The 23,710-nt window shown below is 70.7% G+C and carries 21 protein-coding genes and 2 pseudogenes; 17 read left to right on the top strand and 6 right to left on the bottom strand.

All coding sequences use genetic code 11. The features are described 5' to 3' along the window. Positions 1–842 precede the first annotated feature (842 nt). Positions 843–1,676: a hypothetical protein gene (locus OG407_RS12240; RefSeq protein ID WP_405857621.1), complete on the top strand. Its 834-nt coding sequence runs from the start codon at positions 843–845 to the stop codon at positions 1,674–1,676. After that, positions 1,673–2,851, top strand: coding sequence for a type VII secretion-associated serine protease mycosin (gene mycP, locus OG407_RS12235; RefSeq protein WP_405857620.1), 1,179 nt, complete (start codon positions 1,673–1,675; stop codon positions 2,849–2,851). The genes OG407_RS12240 and mycP overlap by 4 nt, the downstream gene beginning before the upstream one ends. Positions 2,852–2,869: 18 nt before the next feature. Here the strand turns inward: mycP and OG407_RS12230 are convergent, their stop codons facing one another. Beyond that, positions 2,870–3,871: a serine hydrolase gene (locus tag OG407_RS12230; protein WP_405857618.1), complete on the bottom strand. Its 1,002-nt coding sequence runs from the start codon at positions 3,869–3,871 to the stop codon at positions 2,870–2,872. A 150-nt stretch (positions 3,872–4,021) separates the two neighbouring features. Between OG407_RS12230 and OG407_RS12225 the strand changes: the two genes are divergently transcribed. Further along, positions 4,022–4,756: an SseB family protein gene (locus tag OG407_RS12225; protein WP_405857616.1), complete on the top strand. Its 735-nt coding sequence runs from the start codon at positions 4,022–4,024 to the stop codon at positions 4,754–4,756. A gap of 4 nt (positions 4,757–4,760) precedes the next feature. On the opposite strand, the gene OG407_RS12220 is transcribed toward OG407_RS12225, so the two are convergent. Further along, complete coding sequence (locus tag OG407_RS12220) at positions 4,761–5,132, bottom strand: DUF1844 domain-containing protein (protein ID WP_019065475.1); 372 nt, start codon at positions 5,130–5,132, stop codon at positions 4,761–4,763. A 339-nt stretch (positions 5,133–5,471) separates the two neighbouring features. On the opposite strand from OG407_RS12220, the pseudogene infC reads away from it, so the two are divergent. The 10 genes and pseudogenes from infC to OG407_RS12170 all read left to right on the top strand — a co-directional run. Beyond that, positions 5,472–6,207: pseudogene (infC, locus tag OG407_RS12215) on the top strand (translation initiation factor IF-3). A 107-nt stretch (positions 6,208–6,314) separates the two neighbouring features. Beyond that, complete coding sequence (rpmI, locus tag OG407_RS12210; RefSeq protein ID WP_019065473.1) at positions 6,315–6,509, top strand: 50S ribosomal protein L35; 195 nt, start codon at positions 6,315–6,317, stop codon at positions 6,507–6,509. Positions 6,510–6,611: 102 nt separating this feature from the next. Beyond that, on the top strand, positions 6,612–6,995 hold the full coding sequence (gene rplT, locus OG407_RS12205; protein ID WP_019066261.1) for a 50S ribosomal protein L20: 384 nt from the start codon (positions 6,612–6,614) through the stop codon (positions 6,993–6,995). Between the two features lie 177 nt (positions 6,996–7,172). Beyond that, positions 7,173–8,012, top strand: a complete 840-nt coding sequence (locus OG407_RS12200) for a TrmH family RNA methyltransferase (protein ID WP_405857614.1) — start codon at positions 7,173–7,175, stop codon at positions 8,010–8,012. Positions 8,013–8,068: 56 nt separating this feature from the next. Next, positions 8,069–9,196 (top strand): ATP-binding protein, encoded by a 1,128-nt coding sequence (locus OG407_RS12195; protein WP_403590024.1) that lies wholly within the window; start codon positions 8,069–8,071, stop codon positions 9,194–9,196. Positions 9,197–9,362: 166 nt separating this feature from the next. Continuing rightward, positions 9,363–10,490: a phenylalanine--tRNA ligase subunit alpha gene (pheS, locus tag OG407_RS12190; RefSeq protein WP_405857612.1), complete on the top strand. Its 1,128-nt coding sequence runs from the start codon at positions 9,363–9,365 to the stop codon at positions 10,488–10,490. Continuing rightward, positions 10,490–12,994, top strand: coding sequence for a phenylalanine--tRNA ligase subunit beta (gene pheT, locus OG407_RS12185; protein WP_405857611.1), 2,505 nt, complete (start codon positions 10,490–10,492; stop codon positions 12,992–12,994). Before pheS ends, pheT begins: the two co-directional genes overlap by 1 nt. Positions 12,995–13,233: 239 nt before the next feature. Then, entirely contained in the window at positions 13,234–14,388 is a 1,155-nt protein-coding gene (locus tag OG407_RS12180; RefSeq protein WP_405857609.1) for a PP2C family protein-serine/threonine phosphatase, read from the top strand. 208 nt (positions 14,389–14,596) lie between these two features. Then, positions 14,597–15,937, top strand: coding sequence for a transcriptional regulator (locus OG407_RS12175; protein ID WP_405857607.1), 1,341 nt, complete (start codon positions 14,597–14,599; stop codon positions 15,935–15,937). An 82-nt stretch (positions 15,938–16,019) separates the two neighbouring features. After that, a pseudogene (locus OG407_RS12170) lies at positions 16,020–16,558 on the top strand (NUDIX hydrolase); the annotation flags it as partial. A gap of 83 nt (positions 16,559–16,641) precedes the next feature. Here the strand turns inward: OG407_RS12170 and OG407_RS12165 are convergent. Together OG407_RS12165 and OG407_RS12160 are read right to left on the bottom strand one after the other, a co-directional pair. Continuing rightward, positions 16,642–16,899 carry a hypothetical protein gene (locus OG407_RS12165; RefSeq protein ID WP_019059891.1) on the bottom strand — a complete coding sequence of 86 codons (258 nt, stop codon included), beginning with the start codon at positions 16,897–16,899 and terminating at the stop codon, positions 16,642–16,644. A gap of 204 nt (positions 16,900–17,103) precedes the next feature. Beyond that, the gene (locus OG407_RS12160; RefSeq protein WP_405849300.1) at positions 17,104–17,922 is read right to left on the bottom strand and encodes a 3-hydroxybutyryl-CoA dehydrogenase; all 819 of its coding nucleotides are present in this window, start codon (positions 17,920–17,922) and stop codon (positions 17,104–17,106) included. Between the two features lie 211 nt (positions 17,923–18,133). Between OG407_RS12160 and OG407_RS12155 the strand changes: the two genes are divergently transcribed. Then, positions 18,134–19,378 (top strand): glycoside hydrolase family 10 protein, encoded by a 1,245-nt coding sequence (locus OG407_RS12155; protein WP_405857605.1) that lies wholly within the window; start codon positions 18,134–18,136, stop codon positions 19,376–19,378. Positions 19,379–19,409: 31 nt separating this feature from the next. Here OG407_RS12155 and OG407_RS12150 read toward each other — a convergent pair whose 3' ends face one another. After that, on the bottom strand, positions 19,410–20,360 hold the full coding sequence (locus OG407_RS12150) for a DMT family transporter (RefSeq protein WP_405857603.1): 951 nt from the start codon (positions 20,358–20,360) through the stop codon (positions 19,410–19,412). On the opposite strand from OG407_RS12150, the gene OG407_RS12145 reads away from it, so the two are divergent. The 3 genes from OG407_RS12145 to OG407_RS12135 all read left to right on the top strand — a co-directional run bounded on the left by OG407_RS12145 (position 20,359) and on the right by OG407_RS12135 (position 23,092). Beyond that, positions 20,359–21,795 (top strand): PLP-dependent aminotransferase family protein, encoded by a 1,437-nt coding sequence (locus OG407_RS12145; RefSeq protein WP_405857601.1) that lies wholly within the window; start codon positions 20,359–20,361, stop codon positions 21,793–21,795. The genes OG407_RS12150 and OG407_RS12145 overlap by 2 nt on opposite strands. A gap of 161 nt (positions 21,796–21,956) precedes the next feature. Then, on the top strand, positions 21,957–22,394 hold the full coding sequence (locus OG407_RS12140) for a GNAT family N-acetyltransferase (protein ID WP_403590007.1): 438 nt from the start codon (positions 21,957–21,959) through the stop codon (positions 22,392–22,394). Positions 22,395–22,498: 104 nt separating this feature from the next. Next, positions 22,499–23,092 (top strand): histidine phosphatase family protein, encoded by a 594-nt coding sequence (locus OG407_RS12135; RefSeq protein WP_403590005.1) that lies wholly within the window; start codon positions 22,499–22,501, stop codon positions 23,090–23,092. A gap of 47 nt (positions 23,093–23,139) precedes the next feature. Here OG407_RS12135 and OG407_RS12130 read toward each other — a convergent pair whose 3' ends face one another. Then, positions 23,140–23,583, bottom strand: a complete 444-nt coding sequence (locus OG407_RS12130; protein WP_405857599.1) for a DUF6314 family protein — start codon at positions 23,581–23,583, stop codon at positions 23,140–23,142. Positions 23,584–23,710 lie beyond the last annotated feature (127 nt).

Below are 23,710 nucleotides of genomic sequence, written 5' to 3'. Positions count from 1 at the left end.
CACCTCCCGGCCCCGCCGCCACCCCGCCCCGCCCGTCAACCGAGCCCCCGCACCAGGCACCCGACCGGCAGAGCGCGACCCCCACTCGGCCTCCAGCTCCGCCCTCCAGCCCCGCCCCCGAGCCCATCTCGGAGACCACGGACCGGCTCCGGCCGGAAACCCCTTGGCGGGGCGAGTCGTTCACGGATCCCACAGGCGGCGCGCCCAGCCGTGGTGCGTGGTCGCCCTCCGGTGGCAACGCGCCCTACCCCTCCGGCACTCGGCCGGCTGACACCCACCCCGCTGCGCCTTACCCTTCCGGCCCCCACCCCACCGCACCCAGCTCCGACTCCTCCGCGCCCGCCGCACAGCGCTCCACCGTCGACGACACGGCCCCCTGGTCACCGCCCGTCCCCCGTACCCCAGTTGGGCCCACCGCAGACGACTCCGACACCCGTGCCTGGTCAGCAACCGCTCCCAGCACCTCAGTTGGACCCACCGTCGAGGACGCCACCGCGTGGTCACCGGCCGCTCCCAGCAGCCCAGCCCCAGCCAAGCCCATCCCCGACGACACCCGTGCCTGGTCAACGGACGCCCCCGGCAAGCGAGTTGGGCCTACCCTCGACAACGCCGACACCCGTGCCTGGTCAACGGACGCCCCCAGCAAGCCAGTTGGGCCCTCCTCCGACAACACCGACACCCGAGCCTGGCCAACTGCCACCCCCAGCGCCCCAGTCGCGCCCACCCACCACGACCCCCACACCCCCGCCTGGACCCCCTCAACCCCCGGCACCCCCAACCCCACCCCCGACCCCGCCTTCTCCTGGACCGAGTCCCTGAACCCCGGCGAAGGACGCCCGGTCGTGTCGTTCGGGGAACCCGAGGGATACGACGAGCGGGTGCGGCCGCGGCCGTTGGGGGCGCGGATACGGTCCCGGACCGCCGCTGTCGGCGTCTGTGTCGTGCTCGGTCTCGGGCTCATCGGCGGTGCGGTGACCGGGAGTTGGCTCACGGGGGATGACGGGGTGGACAGTGGTGCCACTTCCTTCGCCGCCGCGGGGCAGTTGTGGCACAGCGTGCCTGTCGACCAGCTGTTTCCGCCCACGGTGGAAGGGCAGGGGGCCGGGCCCGGCGGCGCCGACCGCACCTGGACGCGGATCGCCGTCGCCCCGGACAGCGGTTGTGCGAACGCCTTTGATCCGCTGCTGCGCGACGTCCTCGCCCCGGTCGGCTGCCAGCGGCTCCTGCGGGCCACCTACACCGACGCCACCCAGAGCTACGTCACCACCGTCGGCATCCTCTTCGCCAAGGGCGACCTCGCCGTGATGACCGCCCTCTCCACCCGGTTCAAGAACGAGAACCTCGGCAACCGGACCGACCTCATGCCCCGCCCGTACGCCGCCAAGGGCACCCTCGCCGCCGCCTTCGGCGACAAGCAGCGGGCCTCGTGGACCGTGTCCGTCCTCACCGACGCCCCCGTCGTCGTCTACGCCGTCTCCGGCTGGGCGGACGGCCGTACGGTCGACGCACCCGAACCCGCCGACAAAGCCGTCACGTCCGGCAGCACCGACGCCCCCGCCCAGGCCGGTCTCGGCAACGAGGCGCAGGGGCTCGCCGACCGCGTGGAGCGGAGCCTGCGCAAGACCGTCGACTCGCCCTCGGGGGCCTCAACGAGCTCGGAGAAGAAGACCTCATGAGCGTCACCGTCCGCCGGGCCGGTCTGCTGAGCGCCCTCCTGGCCGCCTCCCTCGCCCTGGTCCCGTCCACCGTCGCGCACGCCGACGGCATACGCGCCCAGGAATGGGCCCTGGACGCCATGCACACCCAGGAGGCCTGGCAGACGACCAAGGGCAAGGGCATCACCGTCGCCGTCCTGGACACCGGCGTCGAGGCCGACCACCCCGACCTCACCGGCAACGTCCTCGCCGGCAAGGACATGGTCGGCTTCGGGGCCAAGCCGGGCGACCGCGCCTGGGCCCGCCACGGCACCGCCATGGCCGGCATCATCGCCGGCCACGGACACGGTCCCGGCGACACCGACGGAGTCATCGGCATCGCCCCCGAGGCCAAGATCCTCCCCGTCCGCGTGATCCTCGAAGACGGCGACTCCGCCCGCGGCAAGGCCCGTACCACCCGAGGCAACGCCCTTGCGGACGGCATCCGTTGGGCCGCCGACCACGGCGCCGACGTCATCAACCTCTCCCTCGGCGACGACTCCGCCTCCGCACACCCCGAGCCCGCCGAGGACGAGGCCGTGCAGTACGCCCTGAAGAAGGGCGTCGCCGTCGTCGCCTCGGCCGGCAACGGCGGCGAGAAGGGCGACCACGTCTCCTACCCGGCCGCCTACCCGGGCGTGATCGCCGCGACCGCCGTGGACCGCTTCGGCACCCGTGCCTCCTTCTCCACCCGCCGCTGGTACGCCACGGTCAGCGCCCCCGGCGTCAACGTCGTCATCGCCGACCCCGACCACAAGTACTACGAGGGGTGGGGGACCAGCGCCGCATCCGCCTTTGTGTCAGGGGCTGTCGCGCTCATCAAGGCGGCCCACCCGGGGCTGACCCCGGCCCAGATCAAGAAGCTCCTCGAAGACACCGCCCGCAACCCCCCGGCCGGCGGCCGCGACGACTCCCGCGGCTACGGCTTCATCGACCCCGCCGCCGCCATCAAGTCCGCCGCCGCCCTCAAGCCCACCGGCCTGCGCTCCGCCGCCTACGGCAAGAAGTACTTCGGTTCAGGACCGGACGCCGCCAAGTCCGACAGCAGCACGTCCGACTGGGCGGGCCCCCTCGCGGGCAGCGTCGGCGGAGTCCTCCTCGTCGCGGCGGTCGTCCTGTGGCGCGGCCGGCGCCGACGCCCCCACGAGGGTTTCTGAACGCGCGAGCGGGCGGCGTCAGTCGGTCGCGGACGCCGAAGCCGCCGTAGACGAACCGCTGTTCTTGCCGAACGCGGCGACCCCCGCCTTCGCCGCCGCCTCGATCAGCGTGATGCCCTTGGTCTGGGTCGTGCTGCCCTTCGACAGGACGGCGACCAGGTACGCGTCGCCGTCCTCGCCGGTCACCCGGCCGATGCTGTTGACGTCCCACAGACCGGTCGTGCTGCGCGCCAACCAGCCGTTCTTCAGCGCCCACTTGGAGCCGTCGGCCGCGGCCGACACCCCCCACTGCTGGTCGGCCTCTATCTGCTTCATCAGTCCCTGGATGTACGACCGCGACGCCGAGCTGAGCTTCGAGTCGTCCCCGAACACCTGCTGGAGCAGGGTGAGTTGGTCGGCCGCCGTCGTCTGGGTCAGGCCCCAGAGCGGGCCGGCGCCACCCGTGGTGCCGGTCAGCCCGAACGTCTTGTTCGCCGCGTCGAGCCCGTCCGCCGTGCCGATGATGTTCCACAGCGCGGTCGCGGAGTCGTTGTCGCTGTTCTGGATCATCGTGGTGGCGTACGACTTCTCCGTCGCGGTCAACCGGCGGCCCGCGTCCTGCGCTTGGAGCAGCAGCGTCGCGAGGATGTCGACCTTGACGATGCTCGCCGTGTCGAAGGCGCCACTGCCGTACGTCGCGCTCTCGCCGGAGGTCAGGTCGAGCACCGCCACCGACACCTTCTGGTCGCCGGCCGGAGTCACCGCCGTCATCGCCTTGGCCAGCAGCGCGTCGTAGTCGACCGTCGGCTGCGTCACAGGTTCCACCGTCGCCTCCCGGCTGCCCGACGCCGACGCCGACGCCGAGGCCGACGGCGCCGCCGCCGACGATACGACGCCGGAGTGCGCGTGTGCCTTCACGTACACGGTTCCCCCCGCCGTAACGCCCACGACGGCCACGGCGGCGAGGGCGATGTAGGGGAGCGGACGGCGTCGAGAGGAACGCGCGCGGTGGTTTCGGCGGGCGGCTCTGGAAGACTCCATGCCCGCGATCGTGGGTGCGGCGACTGTGCGAGACGTGAGACGGAAGTTAGATGTCTGTCAACTGTGGCTGAGAAACGCGTGAAAGCTGTGTCCCCCGCATTTCAGGACCCGCACAAGCCCTGCAGCATCCCCCCGATAGGGTCGGTCACCGTGGCGAACAAGAACATTCCCGACTCCGGGTACTCCGACGACGACGGCACGGCCGACCCCGCACTGAGCGCGGCCCTCGCCGCCTGGGCCGAGGACCGCACCGCCGTGGGCCCCGTCCTGGCGGCCCTCAAGGGAGCCCGGCTGCTCGTGCCCGTGGTGGCCGTCCTCGGCGAGGTCGAGGAGGACGAGAACGGGCTGCGCCGCGAGAAGACCAGCGACATGGCCGTGCCCACCCTGAAGGCCGGCGGCCGGACCGCGCTGCCCGCCTTCACGTCCACCGACTCGCTGGCCCGCTGGGACCCGGCGGCCCGACCTGTGGCCGTACCCCTGCACCAGGCCCTCCAGGCAGCCGTGCACGAGAAGGCGGACACGATCGTGCTGGACCTGGCCGGGCCCGTGCCGTACGAACTGAGCGGGTCCGCGCTGCTCGCCGTCGCGGAGGGACGGACGACCGCCGACCCGCTCACCGACCCGGCGGTGGTGGACGCGGTACGGACCGCCGTCGCCGCCGAGCCCGCCGTACTCCGTGCGCACCTCGGCCCTGGCCAGGCCGACGGCACCCTCGCGCTCGTGCTCGACCCGGCCGCGCCCGCCGCCGAGGCCGCCCGCGCGGTGGCCCGGCGCCTCGCCGCCGACGAGACGCTGAGGGCCCGCCTGGTGCGCGGCCTCGACCTGGCACTGCTGCCCGCCGGGGCGACGCCTCCGGGCGAGCCCTTGTACGTACGTATGGGGTGAGCTGCTAGCCGTAGATCGGGCCCGTGTACTTCTCGCCCGGGCCCTGGCCCGGCTCGTCGCGGACGAGGGACGCCTCACGGAAGGCCAGCTGCAGGGACTTCAGGCCGTCGCGCAGCGGGGCCGCATGGAAGGAGCTGATCTCGGTCGCGCTCGCGTCGAGGAGGCCGGCCAGGGCGGTGACCAGCTTGCGGGCCTCGTCCAGGTCCTTGTACTTGTCGCCCTCCTCGGTCAGCCCCAGCTTCACGGCGGCGGCGCTCATCAGATTCACGGCGACCGTCACGATCACCTCGACCGCCGGGACCTCCGCGATGTCGCGGGCCATGGCGTCGAAGTCGGGGGCGTCAACATTGGTGGACTCGGGAGGCGTGTCACTCATGCCCCACACGATAGGGCCCGGTGTACGGCGGTTCGCACCACCCCCGGGGAGCTGCTAACCTCGTGTGATGACCGGCCAGGCACCGTGGTGCCCGGCCAACAAGTGGAGGCTCCGATCTCCCACCTGACTGTCCTCACGGACGGCGGGTCACCCCGGTCAGGCGGTCACCATCGTTCCGTACGGACGATGGAGTCGCCCGAAAGCGCGCCCCGCGATCATCGCGGCGGTGCTCCGGCAGTGTTTTGGAGCCCCGTCTTGTGATCGTCCGGGGCATTTTTTGTGTTCCGGCGCGGTTAGGTCTGTCTACCGAAGACAAACGCGGCCGTCCGCCAGATGGCCGTGTGGTGCTAACCGAGGAGGATCCATCAGCACCGAGCCCCGTATCAACGACCGGATTCGCGTTCCCGAAGTGCGACTTGTCGGTCCGAGCGGCGAGCAGGTCGGAATTGTTCCGCTTGCCAAGGCCCTTGAGCTTGCGCAGGAGTACGACCTGGACCTGGTCGAGGTTGCGGCGAGTGCACGTCCGCCGGTCTGCAAGCTCATGGACTACGGGAAGTTCAAGTACGAGTCGGCCATGAAGGCCCGTGAGGCGCGCAAGAACCAGGCGCACACGGTCATCAAGGAGATGAAGCTCCGGCCGAAGATCGACCCGCACGACTATGACACCAAGAAGGGTCACGTCGTCCGGTTCCTGAAGCAGGGCGACAAGGTCAAGATCACGATCATGTTCCGTGGTCGCGAGCAGTCCCGGCCGGAGCTCGGCTACCGACTGCTGCAGCGTCTCGCCACGGACGTCGAGGACCTCGGGTTCATCGAGTCGAACCCGAAGCAGGACGGCCGAAACATGATCATGGTTCTCGGCCCGCACAAGAAGAAGACCGAGGCGATGGCCGAGGCCCGTGAGGCCCAGGCGGTCCGCAAGGCGGAGGCGAAGGCCAACCCGGGCAAGTCGCAGAACGCCGCGGAGTCCGAGTTCGACGACGAGGACAGCGTCAACGAGGAAATCGTTGACGAGGGCGACGTCACCGAGGTCGAGACCGTCGAGGCCCCGGCCGAGGCTCGCGCCGACGCCTGATCCCCGGACGCCAGTCCAGGGGTGTAACCGATACAAGAGCGACGCTCCACCTGTGCCCGGTTTCACGACCGGGCACCGGAGCGCCACCGACGAGGAGATACGGCGCTATGCCGAAGAACAAGTCGCACAGCGGTGCCAGCAAGCGCTTCAAGATCACGGGCTCCGGCAAGGTGCTCCGCGAGCGTGCCGGCAAGCGCCACCTGCTTGAGCACAAGTCGTCCCGCGTGACGCGTCGCCTCACCGGCAACGCCGAGATGGCCCCGGGCGACGCCAAGAAGATCAAGAAGCTTCTCGGCAAGTGACGTACGCGGCGCTCCGGTTGAGCGCCGTACGTCTGGACCGGGACCCCATCGATTCCGGGCCGTGTGAGTCCAACCACGGCCCCGCTACAAGGAGTTAAACAAGTGGCACGCGTCAAGCGGGCAGTCAACGCCCACAAGAAGCGCCGGGCGATCCTCGAAGCCGCCTCCGGCTACCGCGGTCAGCGTTCGCGTCTGTACCGCAAGGCCAAGGAGCAGGTCACCCACTCGCTGGTCTACAACTACAACGACCGCAAGAAGCGCAAGGGCGACTTCCGGCGGCTGTGGATCCAGCGCATCAACGCCGCTGCCCGCGCCAACGGCATCACGTACAACCGCTTCATCCAGGGTCTGAACGCGGCGAACATCGAGGTCGACCGCAAGATCCTCGCGGAGCTGGCTGTCAACGACGCCGGTGCGTTCGCCGCGCTGGTCGAGGTTGCGCAGAAGGCTCTGCCGAGCGACGTGAACGCGCCCAAGGCTGCGTGACGCTGCGCTGGCTTGAGCGGTGACTTGAAGGGCCCGCAGGTTTTTAGCCTGCGGGTCCTTTGTTGCTGGCCCGGACCCGGTTCGTTGTCGGGTGCGGGGCCGTTGTGGCTGGTCGCGCAGTTCCCCGCGCCCCTGAGGGGATTGCGGTTGGCCTGAGATTTGAAGGTGAAGCAGAGCATGTCCCCCGACCTCATCTCCCCTCGTTCCTCCCGCGTTTCCGCCGCCCGGCGGCTTGCCAAGCGGAACTTTCGGGGCAAGGAGCGGCTGTTTCTTGCCGAGGGGCCGCAGGCCGTGCGGGAAGCAGCGGGGTACAAGGACACGCTTGTCGAGTTGTTCGCCACCGTTGAGGCTGCGGAGCGGTATGCCGACATCGTGGGGGAGGCCCGTGACGCCGGTGCCCGCGTGCATCTTGCGGATGAGCAGGTCATCGCCGATATCTCGACGACTGTCACGCCGCAAGGGCTGGTCGGGGTCTGTCGGTTCCTCGACACTCCGTTCGAGGAGATCCTCCGTAGCCGCCCCAAGCTCGTGGCCGTGCTGGCGAACGTGCGGGATCCCGGGAACGCCGGCACCGTTCTGCGGTGCGCCGATGCCGCCGGTGCCGAGGCCGTCGTACTGACCGATGCTTCTGTGGATCTGTACAACCCGAAGGCCGTTCGGGCCTCCGTGGGGTCCCTGTTTCACCTCCCCGTCGTTGTCGGGGTGCCCGTTGAGCAGGCTGTGGCCGGGCTCAAGGGGATCGGGGTGCGGATTCTCGCCGCTGACGGGGCCGGGACCGACGACCTCGACGACGAGCTGGATCAAGGGACCATGGGCGGGCCCACCGCCTGGGTGTTCGGGAACGAGGCGTGGGGGCTTCCGGAGGAGACCCGGGGGCTCGCGGACGCCGTTGTGCGGGTTCCGATCCACGGGAAGGCCGAGAGCCTGAACCTCGCCACCGCCGCCGCCGTATGTCTGTATGCGTCGGCGCGTGCACAGCGCGCCTCCGGAGGGTGCCGCTCTGTCACCGGCAGCTAGTAGGGTGACCAGCTCGGGGGCCACCTGCGCCGTATGAGAAGAGGTGGGGTACGGGGATGACTGTCGGCACGAGCAGCGCGCCGGGAGCACGGGGTGTGCCCCGGCCGTCCGAGGCCCGGCACGACGACCTCGGCATCGACCCCGACGAACTGGCCGACGGCCTGGTCATCGCCGACGAGCACGGGCAGGTCGTCTGCTTCAACGCCGCCGCCGAGCGCATCACCTCCGTCGCCGCCTCCGACGCTCTCGGGCAACGGCTGGAGAAGGCCCTTCCGTTAGAGGATCTGGAGGGGCGCCGCTGGTGGCAACTGACCGATCCCTACGGCGGGTTGGCCATCCGGGTGCGGCAGCCCGAGCGGAACCTGTTGCTGCCGGGCGGTCATGAGGTTCTTGTCACCGCGCGCTACGTTCGTACGGAACCCCTTGGTCCTGTTCGTCGGGTCGTCGTCTCCCTCCGGGACACCGAGGCCCGGCGCCGTACCGAGCGCAGTCACGCCGAGCTGATCGCCACTGTCGCGCACGAGCTGCGTTCTCCGCTCACCTCCGTCAAGGGGTTCACCGCGACCCTGCTCGCGAAGTGGGAACGTTTCACCGACGACCAGAAGCGGCTGATGCTGGAGACCGTCGACGCCGACGCCGACCGCGTCACCCGGCTCATCGCCGAGCTGCTCGACATCTCCCGCATCGACTCCGGGCGGTTGGAGCTGCGCCGCCAGCCCGTCGACATGGGCGCCGCCGTCGGCCGTCACATCCAGGCGTACGTCGCCGCGGGCCAGACCGCCGACCGGTTCCTGCTCCGCGTCGAGCAGCCGTTGCCCGATCTGTGGGCCGACCCCGACAAGGTCGACCAGGTGCTGAGCAACCTGCTGGAAAATGCGGTGCGGCACGGCGAGGGAACCGTCACTATCGACGTCACGGCCTCGGCCTCCCCCCGCGAAGGGGAGGAGACCGGCACCTCGGTGACGGTGAGCGACGAGGGCCCAGGCATTCCGGAGGAGTCCATGAACCGCGTCTTCACCCGCTTCTGGCGGGGCAGCAAGCGCGGCGGCACCGGCCTCGGGCTGTACATCGTCAAGGGCATCGTCGAGGCCCACGGCGGCACCATCACGGTCGGCCGCGCCCCGGGCGGCGGCGCCGAGTTCCGATTTATGTTGCCCGTGGGCACCCCGGCGTATCTGCAGTAGCCCTGCCGCAGCCGCCGACGAGGCCCCACGGGCGATGTCACCTGCCTCACCCCCGTTAGACTCGGCCTTTGGCACCTTTGCGTCCCCGTTTCAGGGACGACGACGCGTCCCCCGAGTCGAGTCGGGACGGGGACCATCCGCCAGCCAACCGGAAGCACGGGAAGAGATGTCGGCACCGAATAAGTCGTACGACCCTGTAGAGGTCGAGGCCTTGAAACCGGAAGAGATCGAGCGCATGCGGGACGAGGCGCTCGCCGCCTTCGCCGCCGCCGGTGACCTCGACGCGCTCCAGGAGGCCAAGATCGCCCACACCGGCGGCACCTCCCCGCTCGCCCTCGCCAACCGCGAGATCGGCGCGCTGCCCCCGCAGGCCAAGGCCGCGGCCGGCAAGCTCGTCGGCCAGGCCCGGGGCGCGGTGAACAAGGCCCTCGCCGCCCGCCAGACCGAGCTGGAGGCCGACCGGGACGCCCGCGTCCTGGTCGAGGAGGCGGTGGACGTCACACTGCCGTACGACCGCGTTCCGGCCGGCGCCCGGCACCCGCTCACCACGTTCATGGAGCGCGTCGCCGACGTCTTCGTGTCCATGGGGTACGAGATCGCCGAGGGCCCCGAGGTCGAGGCGGAGTGGTTCAACTTCGACGCCCTGAACTTCACCCCGGACCACCCGGCCCGGCAGATGCAGGACACCTTCTTCGTCCAGGGCCCCAAGGGGACTGAAGGCGACGAGTCCGGTGTCGTGCTGCGGACGCACACGTCCCCCGTGCAGGCCCGCGCCATGCTGGACCGCGAGCCGCCGGTCTACATCGTGTGCCCCGGCCGCGTGTACCGCACGGACGAGCTGGACGCGACGCACACCCCGGTCTTCCACCAGATCGAGCTCCTCGCCATCGACGAGGGCCTCACCATGGCCGACCTCAAGGGCACCCTCGACCACATGGTCCAGGCGCTCTTCGGCGCGGAGATGAAGACCCGGCTGCGCCCGAACTACTTCCCCTTCACCGAGCCGTCCGCCGAGATGGACATGCTCTGCTACGTCTGCAAGGGCGAGTCCGTCGGCAACCCCGACCGTCCCTGCCGTACCTGCTCCTCCGAGGGCTGGATCGAGCTGGGCGGCTGCGGCATGGTCAACCCGCGCGTCCTCGTGGCCTGCGGTGTGGACCCGGAGAAGTACAGCGGATTCGCCTTCGGGTTCGGCATCGAGCGGATGCTGATGTTCCGCCACAACGTCGAAGACATGCGAGACATCGTCGAGGGCGACGTCCGGTTCACCCGGCCGTTCGGGATGGAGATCTGATGCGCGTCCCGCTTTCCTGGCTGCGGGAGTACGTCGACCTGCCGGCGACGGAGACCGGCCGAGACGTCCAGGCCAAGCTCATTTCCGTCGGCCTGGAGGTCGAGACCGTCGAGCAGGTCGGCGACGGCATCAAGGGCCCGCTCGTCGTCGGCAAGGTCCTCACGATCGAGGAGCTGGAGGGCTTCAAGAAGCCCATCCGCTTCTGCACGGTCGACGTCGGCCGGGCCAACGGCACCGGCGAGCCCCAGGAGATCGTCTGCGGCGCCCGCAACTTCGCCGTCGGCGACAAGGTCGTCGTGGTCCTCCCGGGCGCGGTCCTGCCCGGCGACTTTGCGATCGCCGCGCGCAAGACGTACGGCAAGACCTCGCACGGCATGATCTGCTCCGGCGACGAACTGGGCATGGGCGACGACGGCTCGCACGGCATCATCGTGCTGCCGCCCGAGCACGAGGTCGGCACCGACGCGATCGAGCTGCTCCAGCTCGTCGACGAGGTCCTCGACATCGCCGTCACGCCCGACCGCGGCTACGCCCTGTCGATCCGCGGCGTCGCCCGCGAGACCGCCATCGCCTACGGCCTGCCGCTGCGCGACCCGGCACTCCTGGACGTCCCGCAGCCGAACGCCTTCGGCTACCCGGTCCAGGTCTCCGACCCGATGGGCTGCGACCGCTTCACCGCCCGCACGGTGACCGGCCTCGACCCCGAGGCCCGCTCCCCGCTCTGGCTGACGCGCCGCCTCCAGAAGGCGGGCATGCGCCCGATCTCGCTCGCCGTCGACATCACCAACTACGTGATGCTGGAACTGGGCCAACCCCTGCACGCCTACGACCGCTCCCGCGTCCAGGGACCGATCGGCGTGCGCCGGGCCGAGCAGGGCGAGAAGCTCACCACCCTCGACGGCGCCAAGCGCACGCTGGACGCCGAGGACCTGGTGATCACCGACGACCGGGGCCCCATCGGCCTCGCGGGCGTCATGGGCGGCGCCAACACCGAGATCGACGACACCGAGGGCACCACCACCGAGGTCGTCGTCGAGGCCGCGCACTTCGACGCGCTCTCCATCTCGCGTACGGCCCGCCGCCACAAGCTGGCCTCCGAGGCGTCCAAGCGCTTCGAGCGGGGCGTCGACCCGCAGGCCGCGTCGGCCGCCGCCCAGCGCACGGTCGACCTCCTGGTCCTCCTCGCCGGCGGTACGGCGGACGCGGGCGTCACCGAGGTCATCGCGCCCTCGGCCCCGCACACCATCACGATCCCGGCGGACCACCCGGACAAGGTGGCGGGTGTCACCTACGGCCGCGAGACCGTCGTACGGCGTCTCCAGCAGGTCGGCTGCGACGTGTACGGGCAGGACGAGCTGATCGTCACCGTCCCGTCCTGGCGCCCCGACCTCACCGACCCGAACGACCTGGCCGAAGAGGTCATCCGCCTGGAGGGCTACGAGAACCTGCCCTCCACGCTCCCCAAGCCCCCCGCGGGCCGGGGCCTCACCGACCGCCAGCGCCTCCACCGCCGTATCGGCCGCGCGCTGGCCGGTGCCGGTTACGTCGAGGCGCCGAACTACCCCTTCGTCGGCGAGCACGTCTTCGACCAGTTCGGCCTGACCGCCGACGACCCGAACCGCAAGGTCGTCAAGCTGGTCAACCCGCTCTCGGACGAGGAGCCCGCGCTTCGTACGACGCTGCTGCCGGGCCTGCTCGGTGCGCTGCGCCGGAACGACGGTCGTGGCTCGCATGACCTCGCGCTGTTCGAGACCGGGTTGGTCTTCCACCCACGTGAAGAGCTGAAGATCGCGGTACGGCTGCCTGTCGACCGGCGTCCCACCGACGAGGAGATCGCTTCTCTTACGGAGGCGCTGCCCGTTCAGCCCCGGCATGCAGCGGTCGTCCTCGCGGGCGCGCGTGAGCAGGCCGGGTGGTGGGGCAAGGGGCGTCCGTCCGACTGGGCCGACGCGGTCGAGGCGGCGCGGGTGCTGGCGCGGGAGGCCGGGACCGAACTCCTCGTGCGGGGTGGGCAGTACGGGCCCTGGCATCCCGGTCGCTGCGCGGAACTCGCGGTTGTCGTCGAGGGTGTTGAGCAAGTCATCGGGTATGCCGGGGAGTTGCACCCTGGTGTGCTGAAGACGCTGGGGCTGCCCGCGCGTACCAGTGCGATGGAACTCGACCTGGATGTCCTTGAGTTGGCGTCTTCGGGGGTTCCCAAGGGGCCGAAGATCTCCACGTTCCCTGTTGCCACGCAGGATGTCGCGCTCGTTGTCGATGTGGCTGTGCCGCATGCGGGTGTTGAGGCCGCGTTGCGTGAGGGGGCGGGTGAACTGCTGGAGTCGATCCGGTTGTTCGACGTCTACGAGAACGCTGCGCAGCTGGGCGAGGGGAAGAAGTCGCTGGCGTATGCGTTGCGGTTCCGGGCGGCTGATCGGACGTTGACTGTCGATGAGGCGTCGGCGGCTCGGGATGCGGCGGTGGCGTTGGCCGGGTCGCGGGTTGGAGCTGTGCTTCGCGGCTGAGACTGGGCTAAGGGGTGGGGAGCTGCTGTTGTTTGCCGGCTGCGGGTTCGTTGTGGCTGGTCGCGCAGTTCCCCGCACCCCTTGAGGGCATCACCGTGGGCCTGTATTTGTCGTCTCACTCGTTCGGGTGAGAAGTTCGGGTGATGTGGCCCGATCGGGGCATGTGGTCGACAGAATCGGACCGGCCTCTCGGGGTCGGTCCGATTGCGCTGTCGGGGCCTATTTGGGGGGCCACAGGCATGATCCGCATCAAGGCTGGGGTGCCCCGCAGGACGCGCCCGAGGACGCGTGCCCGCCGTCCGCTGCGCAGGGCGCTCGCCCTGGGGCTGCCCACGGTCTGGGGCGCCATAGCGATCACCTACAAACTCACCTGCCCGCTCGCCCAGCAGAACAGCCTGGGCGCCCGCATCGTCACCAGCGCGGTGTTCTTCGCGGTCGGCACCGGTCTCATCGTCCAGGTCCGCCGTTCCCTGCTCCGCGAACTGCGGCAGATCCGCCAGATCGCCGGCGCCGCCCAGAACGCCCTGCTGCGCCCGCTGCCACCCCGCCTCGACGGGCTGAACATCGCCGCCGCCCAACTCTCCGCGGAGCGAGGTGCGGTGGTCGGCGGTGACCTGTACGAGGTGATCGCCACCGAGCACGGCGTCCGGGTCGTGATGGGCGATGTACGCGGCCACGGCATCTCCGCGATCGGCACGGTCGCCGCCGTGCTCGGCAGCTTCCGCGAGGCCGCCCACGACGAGCCCGACCTGGAGGGCGTCCTGCGCCGCCTGGAGCGTGCCCTCGCCCGCCACCTGCGCGAACGCGCCCGCGCGGAACACCCCGCGTCCGGCGGCCTCGACCCCGACAGCCCGGTCGCCGAGGAGTTCGTCACCGTACTGCTGCTGGAGATCGGCAGGGACGGTGAGGTGCGGGGGCTGAACTGCGGTCACCCGTGGCCGTACCTGCTGAGCGGGGAGAGTGTCGAGCCACTTGCCCGGGCCGATCCTCTTCCGCCCCTCGGCCCGTTCCCGTTGCCGGCCGAGCTGCCGTTCGTCCGCTGCGGCCAACTCCTCCCGGGCGAGGCGCTGTTCCTCTACACGGACGGGGCGGAGGACGCCCGTGATGGGAGGGGCCGCTTCTTCCCGTTGAAGGATGCGTTGAGCGCTGCGGTGGCTCAACACCCGCTCCCAGCACCCCAGTCGGTCCTGGGCTCAGTCTTCACGGCACTGCTCCGCCACGCAGGCGGCACCCCCACAGATGACGTTGCGTTACTCGTCCTGCGCAACGATCGCAGGCCCACACCCACCCCCTCAGGGGCGCGGGGCTGTGACATCAGCGGCTCCGCCGCGGGGGCGCGACAAGCCACGACGGCGCAGCACCCGACCAACCACCCACAACACAACGGCGTTTAGTCGCACCGTTCCGCCCCGCAAAGCCAGGCCGCCGCACTTACGAGGGGGAGCCGGCGGCCCGGCCGGCCTCTTGCGAGGCAATCCAGTCAACCGGTTGGAAACTCTCCGCGACAGTGTGCACACGCCGCGGATTCGCGTACTCCGTTCACACCCCGTGTGAACGGACCCGCACTACTCTGTCCGCACCGAGTCATCCGGGGGGCCATCCATGCAGCCCAACACACTCCTCGACGCGATCCTGGACGAGGCGGGAATCTCGCACGCGGGACTCGCCGCCCACGTGAACCAGGCGGGACGGGCCCGAGGGCTCGCGCTACGGTACGAACACACCGCCGTGGCACGGTGGTTGAAGGGCCAGCGCCCCCGGGGCCAGGTCCCCGACCTGATCTGCGAGGTGCTCGCGACCCGCCTGCACAGACCCGTCACCCTCGACGACATCGGCCTCGGCGTACCGGGCGAACCGGCCACCCCGCACGGCACCTCCCTCTCCGGCTTCGTCGAGCGGGCCACCGCCCTGTGGCGCTCCGACGAACAGCAGCGCCCGCACATCCTTGGCGCCCCCGCGGTCACCGGAACGCCCGCGGTGATGCCCGTGTGGGAGTGGGAGAACCCGCCCGAGGACGTCGACGTCTCGCGCGGCGGCCGGCACCGGGTGAGCATGGCCGACATCGAGATGCTGCGCTCGGCCCGCGCCCACTACGAGCAGATGTACCGCAAGGCCGGCGGCGTGGCGACCCGCACCCGCATCGTCGGCTTCCTCAACTCCGAGACCGCGCCCCTGCTGCGCGGCAGCTACACCGACGCCACCGGCCGCCAACTGCACCGTGCCACCGGCGGGTTGGTGGCCATCGCGGGCATCTGCGCCTACGACTCCGACGCGCACGGGCTCGCCCAGCGCTACTTCCACCAGGCGCTCAGGCTCGCAAAGGCCAGCAATGACCGGGGACTTGGCGCGTACGTCATCGCGCTGCTCGTCAACCAGTCGCTGTTCATGCGGGAGTTCCGCCAGGCCGTCGCCTTCGCGGAGGCCGCGCTGCGCGCCGCAGGCCGGCAGATCACCCCGGCGCTCGCCTCCGACCTGTACGCGATGCAGGCGAAGGCGTACGCGCACCTCGGCGACGGCACGAGCGCCCTGTCCTGCATCCGGCGTGCCGAGCAGGCCGCCGAACGCATCCGGCGCGGATACGAACCCGACGAGACCGGCTATGTCCAGCCGGGCCTGGTCAACGTCCAGGTGGCGGAGGCGCTTCTCAGCCTCGGCGATCTGACGGCGGCGGGGGAACACGCCACGGCGGCCGTGGACACTCCGGCGCACGACCGGGGCCGGGTGCACCGGCTGGCCATGCTCAGCCAGATCGAACTGCGCCGGGGAAACGCCGACAAAGCGGTGGCCACGGCGGTGCAGATGGCCGAGCAGGCGCGGGGCATGGAGTCCCAGCGGCTGCGCGACAGACTCCGCGCGGTCCGTGAGTACCTGGTGCGCAGCGACTGCGCGGGTACCACCGAGGCGGCCGAACTCATCGACGGGGCACTGCGCGTACCGCTGTAGAACGCGCCCTGGAAAGCGCCGTAGACCACAACACAGTCCCTGCTGCGATATTGCCACTTACTCGACGGAAGGTGGCAGAACCGTGCAGTGGACGAAACAGAACGAACAAACTGTGTACTCAAATCGCTGGTTCAGCGTCAATCTCGCGGATGTCGAACTGCCTGACGGCCGGCACCTCGACCACTTCCTCATACGGCTTCGTCCGGTGGCCGTGGCGACGGTGGTCAACGAGGCGAACGAAGTACTCCTGCTGTGGCGGCACCGCTTCATCACCGACAGCTGGGGGTGGGAGCTCGCGGCCGGCGTCGTGGAGGACGGCGAGGACATCGCGCGCGCGGCCGCCAGGGAACTGGAGGAAGAGACCGGCTGGCGGCCGGGGCCCCTGCACCACCTGATGAGCGTGGAGCCGTCCAACGGGCTCACGGACGCCCGGCACCACATCTACTGGGCCGACGAGGGCGAGTACACCGGACACCCCGTGGACGACTTCGAGTCGGACCGCCGGGAATGGGTGCCGCTCAAACTCGCGTGCATCCCGACATGGTCGCCCGCGGGGAGGTCCCGGCCGCCAACATGGCGGCCGCGTTACTACTGTTGCACCATCTGAGGCTGGGGCAGGACGCAGCGCCCCAAAGGGGCGCGGGGAACGGCGCGACCAGCCACGACGAACCCGCGGCCGACCCACCGACCCTCGAACGGAACGTCTAACGTCCCAGAACCTGCCAGACCGTCACGACAAGGGCACCTACGGCGGTCAGTGCGGCGATAGCCGGCAGTGGCCACCGCGTGTGCTCCAGTGCAACGATTCGCGCGCTCAGGTCATCCACTTCCTTGTCCGTCTCCTCGGTGCGATGGCTGAGCAGCGCCAGCCCTCCTTCGACACGCGCGTAGGCGACGTCGAGGCGGCGGCGTAACTCTGCGAGTTCTCCATGGACCACGGGATGCTCGGGGTCGGCGGTCACGGGTCCGCTCCTTTCCGTAGTCGGAACATCCCTTGCATGCGCATGAAGAGTCAACTCGCCTGGTGGGCACCAGGGGAGAGTGTGCGAGCGGCATATGCGGGCCCGGCGCGCACACGGTGTGTGAATGGCGCGGGCCCGGCGCTCCGAAGAGTGCCGGGCCCGCAACCGCCAAAGTATTACGGTGAGTTGCCGCGAGGGAAGTGCTCAGGCGTAGGTGTAGAAGCCCGAGCCGGACTTACGGCCGAGGCGTCCCGCGTCGACCATGCGCTGGAGCAGCGGGGGAGCGGCGTACAGCGGCTCCTTGTACTCCTCGTACATCGAGAAGGCGACCGAGGCGACCGTGTCCAGGCCGATCAGGTCGGCCAGCTTCAGCGGGCCCATCGGGTGGGCGCAGCCCAGCTCCATGCCGTTGTCGATGTCCTCGCGGCTGGCGATGCCCGACTCGAACATCCGGATCGCGGACAGGAGATAGGGGATCAGCAGCGCGTTGACCACGAAGCCGGAGCGGTCCTGCGCGCGGATCGCGTGCTTGCCGAGCGCCTTCTCGGCGAACAGCTGGGCGCGGCTGAGCGTGCCCTCGGAGGTGGTCAGCGCCGGGATCAGCTCGACGAGCTTCTGCACCGGGGCCGGGTTGAAGAAGTGGATGCCGATGACCTGGTCGGGGCGCGAGGTGGCGACCGCGAGCCGCACCAGCGGGATCGAGGAGGTGTTGGAGGCCAGGATCGCGTCGGGGCGGGTCACGACCTGGTCGAGCACCTGGAAGATCTCGGTCTTCACCTGCTCGTTCTCGACGACGGCCTCGATCACGAGGTCGCGGTCGGCGAACTCGCCGAGATCGGTGGTGAAGCTGAGCCGCGCCTGCGTCTCCGCCAGTTCCTCGGCGGTGATCTTGCCGCGCTCGGCGGCCTTGGCCAGCGAGTTGAACAGCCGGGTGCGGCCGATCTCCAGGGCCTCGCCGGTGGTCTCGGCGACCTTCACGTCCAGGCCGGAGCGGGCGCACACCTCGGCGATACCGGCGCCCATCTGGCCGCAGCCGACCACTCCGACGCGCTCGATGTCGGTCACATCGTCCCCTTCGCTGATCTACGGCTCGTTGCAGGGCCCCGCTGTCCGACGCCTGCTCCGATCGTGCACGTTACCCGCAAGTATCGATGATCGATCGCCGGGGTCGGGCATCCTGGGGCGCGGAGACGATCCGTGACAGCACGGATCCACAGCGTATGGGGGTGTGCAGATGGGGCGATTGTCACGTCGGGCGTTCGCGATGGCCGCGCTGTCGACGCTGGCCACGACGGGCAGCGCGGCGGCGGAACCCGGGCGCGCGCCGAGGCCGGCAGGTCGTCCGCGCGGGGTCACCGAGATGCGGGGCGTGTGGCTGGCGACGGTGGCCAACCGCGACTGGCCCTCCCGCCCGGGCCTCACCGCCGCACAGCAGCGCACCGAACTGATCGCCCACCTCGACACGGCGGTCCGCGACCGCCTCAACACGGTGATGTTCCAAGTACGGCCCACCGCCGACGCGTTGTGGCCCTCGCCGTACGAACCCTGGTCCCAGTACCTGACCGGCACCCAGGGCGTCGCCCCCGGCTGGGACCCGCTGAAGACGGCCGTGGAAGAGGCGCATGCGCGGGGGCTGGAACTGCACGCCTGGTTCAACCCGTACCGGATCGCCAACAACACCGACCTGACCAAGCTCGTCGCCTCGCACCCCGCGCGCAAGCACCCGGACTGGGTGGTGGCGTACGGCGGGAAGCTCTACTACAACCCCGGACTGCCCCAGGTGCGCGCCTTCGTCGAGGACGCGATCCTCGACGCGGTGAAGAAGTACCCGGTCGACGGGGTCCACTTCGACGACTACTTCTACCCGTACCCGGTGGCCGGCCAGACCTTCGACGACGACGCGGCCTACGACAGGTACGGCGGCGGCTTCGCCGACCGGGCCGCCTGGCGCCGCGACAACATCGACAAACTGATCCGCGAGACCGCGTCCCGCATCCAGCGAATCCGCCCTGGCACGAGCTTCGGGATCAGCCCCTTCGGCGTGTGGCGCAACATCGCGACCGACCCGCTCGGCTCCGACACCCGGGCGGGGGTGCAGACGTACGACGACCTCTGCGCGGACACCCGCAAGTGGGTGCGCGAGAACTGGATCGACTACATCGTCCCGCAGCTGTACTGGAACATCGGCTTCGCCGCCGCCGACTACGCCAAGCTGCTGCCCTGGTGGGCGGAGGTGGCGCGCGGCACGAAGACGCGGCTCTACGCGGGTGAGGCGCTGTACAAGGCGGGCGACCCGGCACAGCCCGCGGCCTGGCAGGACCCGGCCGAACTCTCCCGGCACCTCACGCTCGCCGCCAAGTACCCCCAGTTCGGCGGGCATGTCTTCTTCGCGGCCCGGGACGTGGCGGTCGATCCGATCGGCGCGATGGCCCGCGTGGTCGCCGACCACTACCAGGAGCCCGCGAACGCTCCGCGCTGAACTCCCGTTCCGGAAGCGGGATTTGTAGCCCTCAACTCCGCGCCCGTTGCGTGACGGCGATGCACACCAGCACCGCCGCCGCGGTCAACGGGGCGGCCACAGGCAGGTGTTCGCCGAGCAGCAGGACCGACCACACCAGCGTGAGCAGCGGTTGGGCCAGCTGTAGTTGGCTTGCCTTCGGGACGCCGATGGCGGCCATGCCCCGGTACCAGACGACGAGCCCGAGGAACTGCGAACCGGCGGCGACCCACAGCAGCCCGGCCACGCTGTGCGCGGTGAGGTGCGGGGTGTCGTACGACAGCGCGATCGCGGCGGCGGGCCCGGTCAGCGGCAGGCACAGGACCAGCGCCCAGGCGATGACCTGCCAGCCGGGCATGACCCGGGCCAGCCGGCCGCCCTCGGTGTAACCGGCCGCGCAGACCAGCAGCGCGGCGAGGAGATACAGGTCGGCGGTGGTCACGGCGCCGCCGCTCTGCTGCACCGTGAAGGCGATCACCGCGCCGGCGCCCGCGAGCGCGGCCGTCCAGAAGGTGCGCGAGGGGCGGATGCCGGTGCGCAGCGCGGACAGCGCGGCGGTCGTCAGCGGCAGCAGGCCGACAACCACCGCCGCGTGCGCGGTGGTTGACGTCTCCAGCGCGAGCGTGGTGAGCAGCGGGAAACCGACCACCACTCCGGCGGCCACGACGGCCAGCCCGCCCCAGTGCCGACGGCCGGGCACGCGGACGCGCAGCGCCAGCAGGCAGCCGCCCGCGATGACCGCCGCGAGGACGCTGCGCACGGCCACCAACGACCAGGCACCGAAGCCTTCGAGCCCCCAGGCGGTGGCGGGGAAGGTGAGGGAGAAGGCGATCACACCGAGCGCGGCCTGGACGGTACCGGCGCGGACGCCGAGCGCGGGGGCCGGTGCGGGGGCGGAATCGGGGCCGGTACCGGTGTTGACCGCTATCGGGCTCGGGGCGGTAGCGCTATCGTGTGCTCTCATGCACGAGCGTAGCAGTGTCGGTGAACTGGCGAATTGCCTCCGACAGGAACTCAACCGCTACTCACCCGGTGGGAAGCTGCCGTCGAGCCGGGCGCTCGTCGAACGGTTCCGGGTGAGCCCCGTGACCGTCTCGCGCGCCCTCGCGCAGCTGGCCGCCGAGGGACTGGTGGTCACCCGGCCCGGCGCGGGCGCGTTCCGGGCGACGCCCCGCCCCGCGACCGCCGCCGTCTCGGGGGACACCTCCTGGCAGGAGGTCGCGCTCAGCGCGGACGGCACCGCCGACTTCGTCCCGCGCACGGTGGACGCCTCAGCGGTCCTGGCGACGCTGGCCGTCCCGCCGCCGGGCGTGATCGAGTTCAACGGCGGCTATTTGCACCCGTCCCTCCAGCCCGAGCGCGCGATGGCGGCAGCCCTGTCCCGGGCCGGCCGTCGCCCCGGCGCCTGGGGACGGCCGCCGATGGAGGGCCTGCCGGAACTGCGCGAGTGGTTCGCGCGCAGCATCGGCGGAGCGGTGACAGCCGCCGACGTCCTGGTCAGCGCGGGCGGCCAGAGCGCGCTCACCACCGCACTGCGCGCCCTCGCACCCCCGGGCGCACCGGTCCTCGTCGAATCCCCCACGTATCCAGGCATGTTGGCGATCGCGCGGGCTGCGGGCCTGCGCCCCGTCCCGGTCCCGGTGGACGCGGACGGCGTGAAACCGCCCCTGCTCGCCGACGCGTTCCGCGCGACCGGCGCCCGGGTCTTCGTCTGCCAGCCCCTGTTCCAGAACCCGACCGGCGCGGTCCTCGCCCCCGCCCGCCGTTCGGAGGTCCTGCGCATCGCCCGCGACGCGGGCGCGTTCGTCATCGAGGACGACTTCGTACGACGGCTCGTGCACGACGACGCGGGCCCGCTGCCGAGCCCGCTCGTCGCCGACGACCCCGACGGAGTCGTCGTCCACGTCGGCTCGCTCACCAAGGCGACCTCGCCCAGCTTCCGGGTCAGCGCCCTCGCCGCGCACGGCCCGGTACTGGAACGCCTGCGCGCCATCCAGGTCGTCGACACCTTCTTCGTCCCCCGCCCACTCCAGGAGGCGGCCCTCGAACTCGTCGGCTCCCCGGCCTGGCCCCGCCATCTCCGCGCGATCTCAACCGAGTTGAAGACCCGCCTCGACACGATGACGACCGCTCTGCGCCTCGAACTCCCCACCTTCTCCCTCCCGCACATCCCCTCCGGCGGCTACCACCTGTGGCTCCGCCTCCCCGACGGCATGGACGAACAGTCCCTGACGATCGCGGCCCTCCGCGCGGGCGTCTCCATCGCCCCCGGCCGCCCCTACTTCAGCGCCGAACCTCCGGCCGCCCACGTCCGGTTGAGCTTTGCGGCGGTCGCGGGGACGGGGGAGATCGTGGAGGGCGTACGACGGCTTCGGGCGGCCTGCGAGGAGGTGCTCTGACGCGGAGGTGCTCCAGCCCGGGGGCCTCGGTGAGCAGGCCGTAGCTCCGCCCCCCCGTCCTCGAACCAGTAGTCCAAAGCCTGCCACCCGGCACTGACAACGCCCGGGCCGCCGGTCAAAACCGCTCGACACCTCGCCCCCTGACCTGCGAGCCTCCCGCCATGAACGACATCCCGAGCCTCCCCGACGGCTATGAGTTCTCCGCCGACCCCGCCCGCGTCGACATCGACCGCACCTACCGCTGGCTGTCCACCGACGCCTACTGGGCGATGGACCGGCCCCGCGAGAAGCACGAGCGGGCGGTCGCGTCCTCGCTGAACTTCGGGGTGTACGACACGACTTCGGGGGAGCAGGTGGCGTACGCGCGCGTGGTGACCGACGAGGCGTTGTTCGCGTGGCTGTGCGATGTGTACGTGGACCCGTCGGTGCGCGGCAAGGGCGTCGGCACGGCGTTCGTCGGCGCCGTACGGGAGGAGCTGCGGCCGTTCGGACTGCGGCGGATCCTGCTCGCCACGCACGACGCCCACGGGGTCTACGAGAAGCTCGGATTCAAGCCATTGGAGCGGCCCGACCGGTGGATGGCCCTCATTTTCGAGTGAGTTGTCCGCCTGGTCCCGACTTCGAAGTGAGGTTTCGCCCACCCTGGGTAACGCTCGTTCGGCACCCCTTGACCTGCGTACTTCGGCGGGATCACGATCGCCGCATGCTACTTCGGGTCACGTTCGTCGCCGCCGCGCGCAGCTCCCCGCTGCTCGCGGAGCGCTTCGAGGACGACCGCCCGCTGGACCAGGCGGGATGGGACGAGGTGCAGCGCGCCGCCCCGGTCCTGCTGCCGCTGGCGGCGGCGGAGCTGCGCTACTGTTCGCCGACCCCGCGCAGCCGGACCACCGGCGACGGTCTCGGTTACACCCCGTTGGTGCAACTCGCCCTGCGGGACTGCGACATGGGCCGCTGGCGCGGCCTGACCCTCGGCGAGGCGATGGCCCGCGAACCGGCCCTGGTGGACGCCTGGCTCGCCGACCCCCGCTCCACCCCGCACGGCGGCGAGTCCCTGCTGGCCTTCATCGCCCGGGTGGGCGGTTGGCTGGACACCCGCCCCGACGACGACGGGGGCCGCATCGTCGCCGTCGCCGAACCCTCCGTCATCCGCGCCGCGTTGGTCTACGCCCTCAAGGCACCCCCGTCGACCTACTGGAACCTCGACGTACGTCCGCTGTCGACCACCACGGTCACGGGGCATGCGGGGCGCTGGAACCTGCGGTTCGACGGGGCGGGGGTCCAGTCCAGACGGGTGTAGGGCGGGGCGGGTCTTGCTGTGGGTGCAGCGGGTGAGGGCGTTGGTGCTCAACTCCCGCGCGTGTACACCGTGTTCAGCAGCAGATCCTTCGCGGGCCCGCCCACCCGCCACACCGTCCGCCAGTGGTCCGCGTCCTGAACCGTGAACTCGCCCCGGTACAGATCCGCCGAGCAGGGATGGTCGGCGACATGGTGCCCCGCGGTCAGATCCAGGTCGTGGAACGGCCGCCCGTCGCCGAAGCGCACGTCGGCCGTCCCCGCTGCCCCGCCCGGCAGGAAGCGTAGGGTCCGCTCGGCGGGACGGGCCACGCCCAGCCAGGTGAAGGTGCCCGACTCCGTGTGCAGCAGACCCTCTTCGGGCAGCGCGCTGAAGACGGTCGTACCCGCGAAGTCGCCCTCGTCCCCGCTCGACAGGTCCCGTACCGACCTCCGGACCCGCCAACTCCCGGACAGATACGCCAAAACGTCCGCCACCGGCCAGAACTCGCCCATCGTCATCCCTTCCGCATGACCAGGTAGGGCAACGGCGCATGCATGCCCTCGACCCTACGTCCCCGGCCGCGCCGGCCCCATTGACGTGCTCACGCCCCTTCCCTATCTTGCCGTTCGAAGTGCTGAC

Origin of the sequence: Streptomyces sp. NBC_01515 (assembly GCF_045040345.1) — a bacterium.
Classification (GTDB): Bacteria; Actinomycetota; Actinomycetes; order Streptomycetales; family Streptomycetaceae; genus Streptomyces.
The sequence above is the reverse complement of the archived record's forward strand: the minus strand, read 5'-3'. Positions and strand labels throughout refer to the sequence as shown.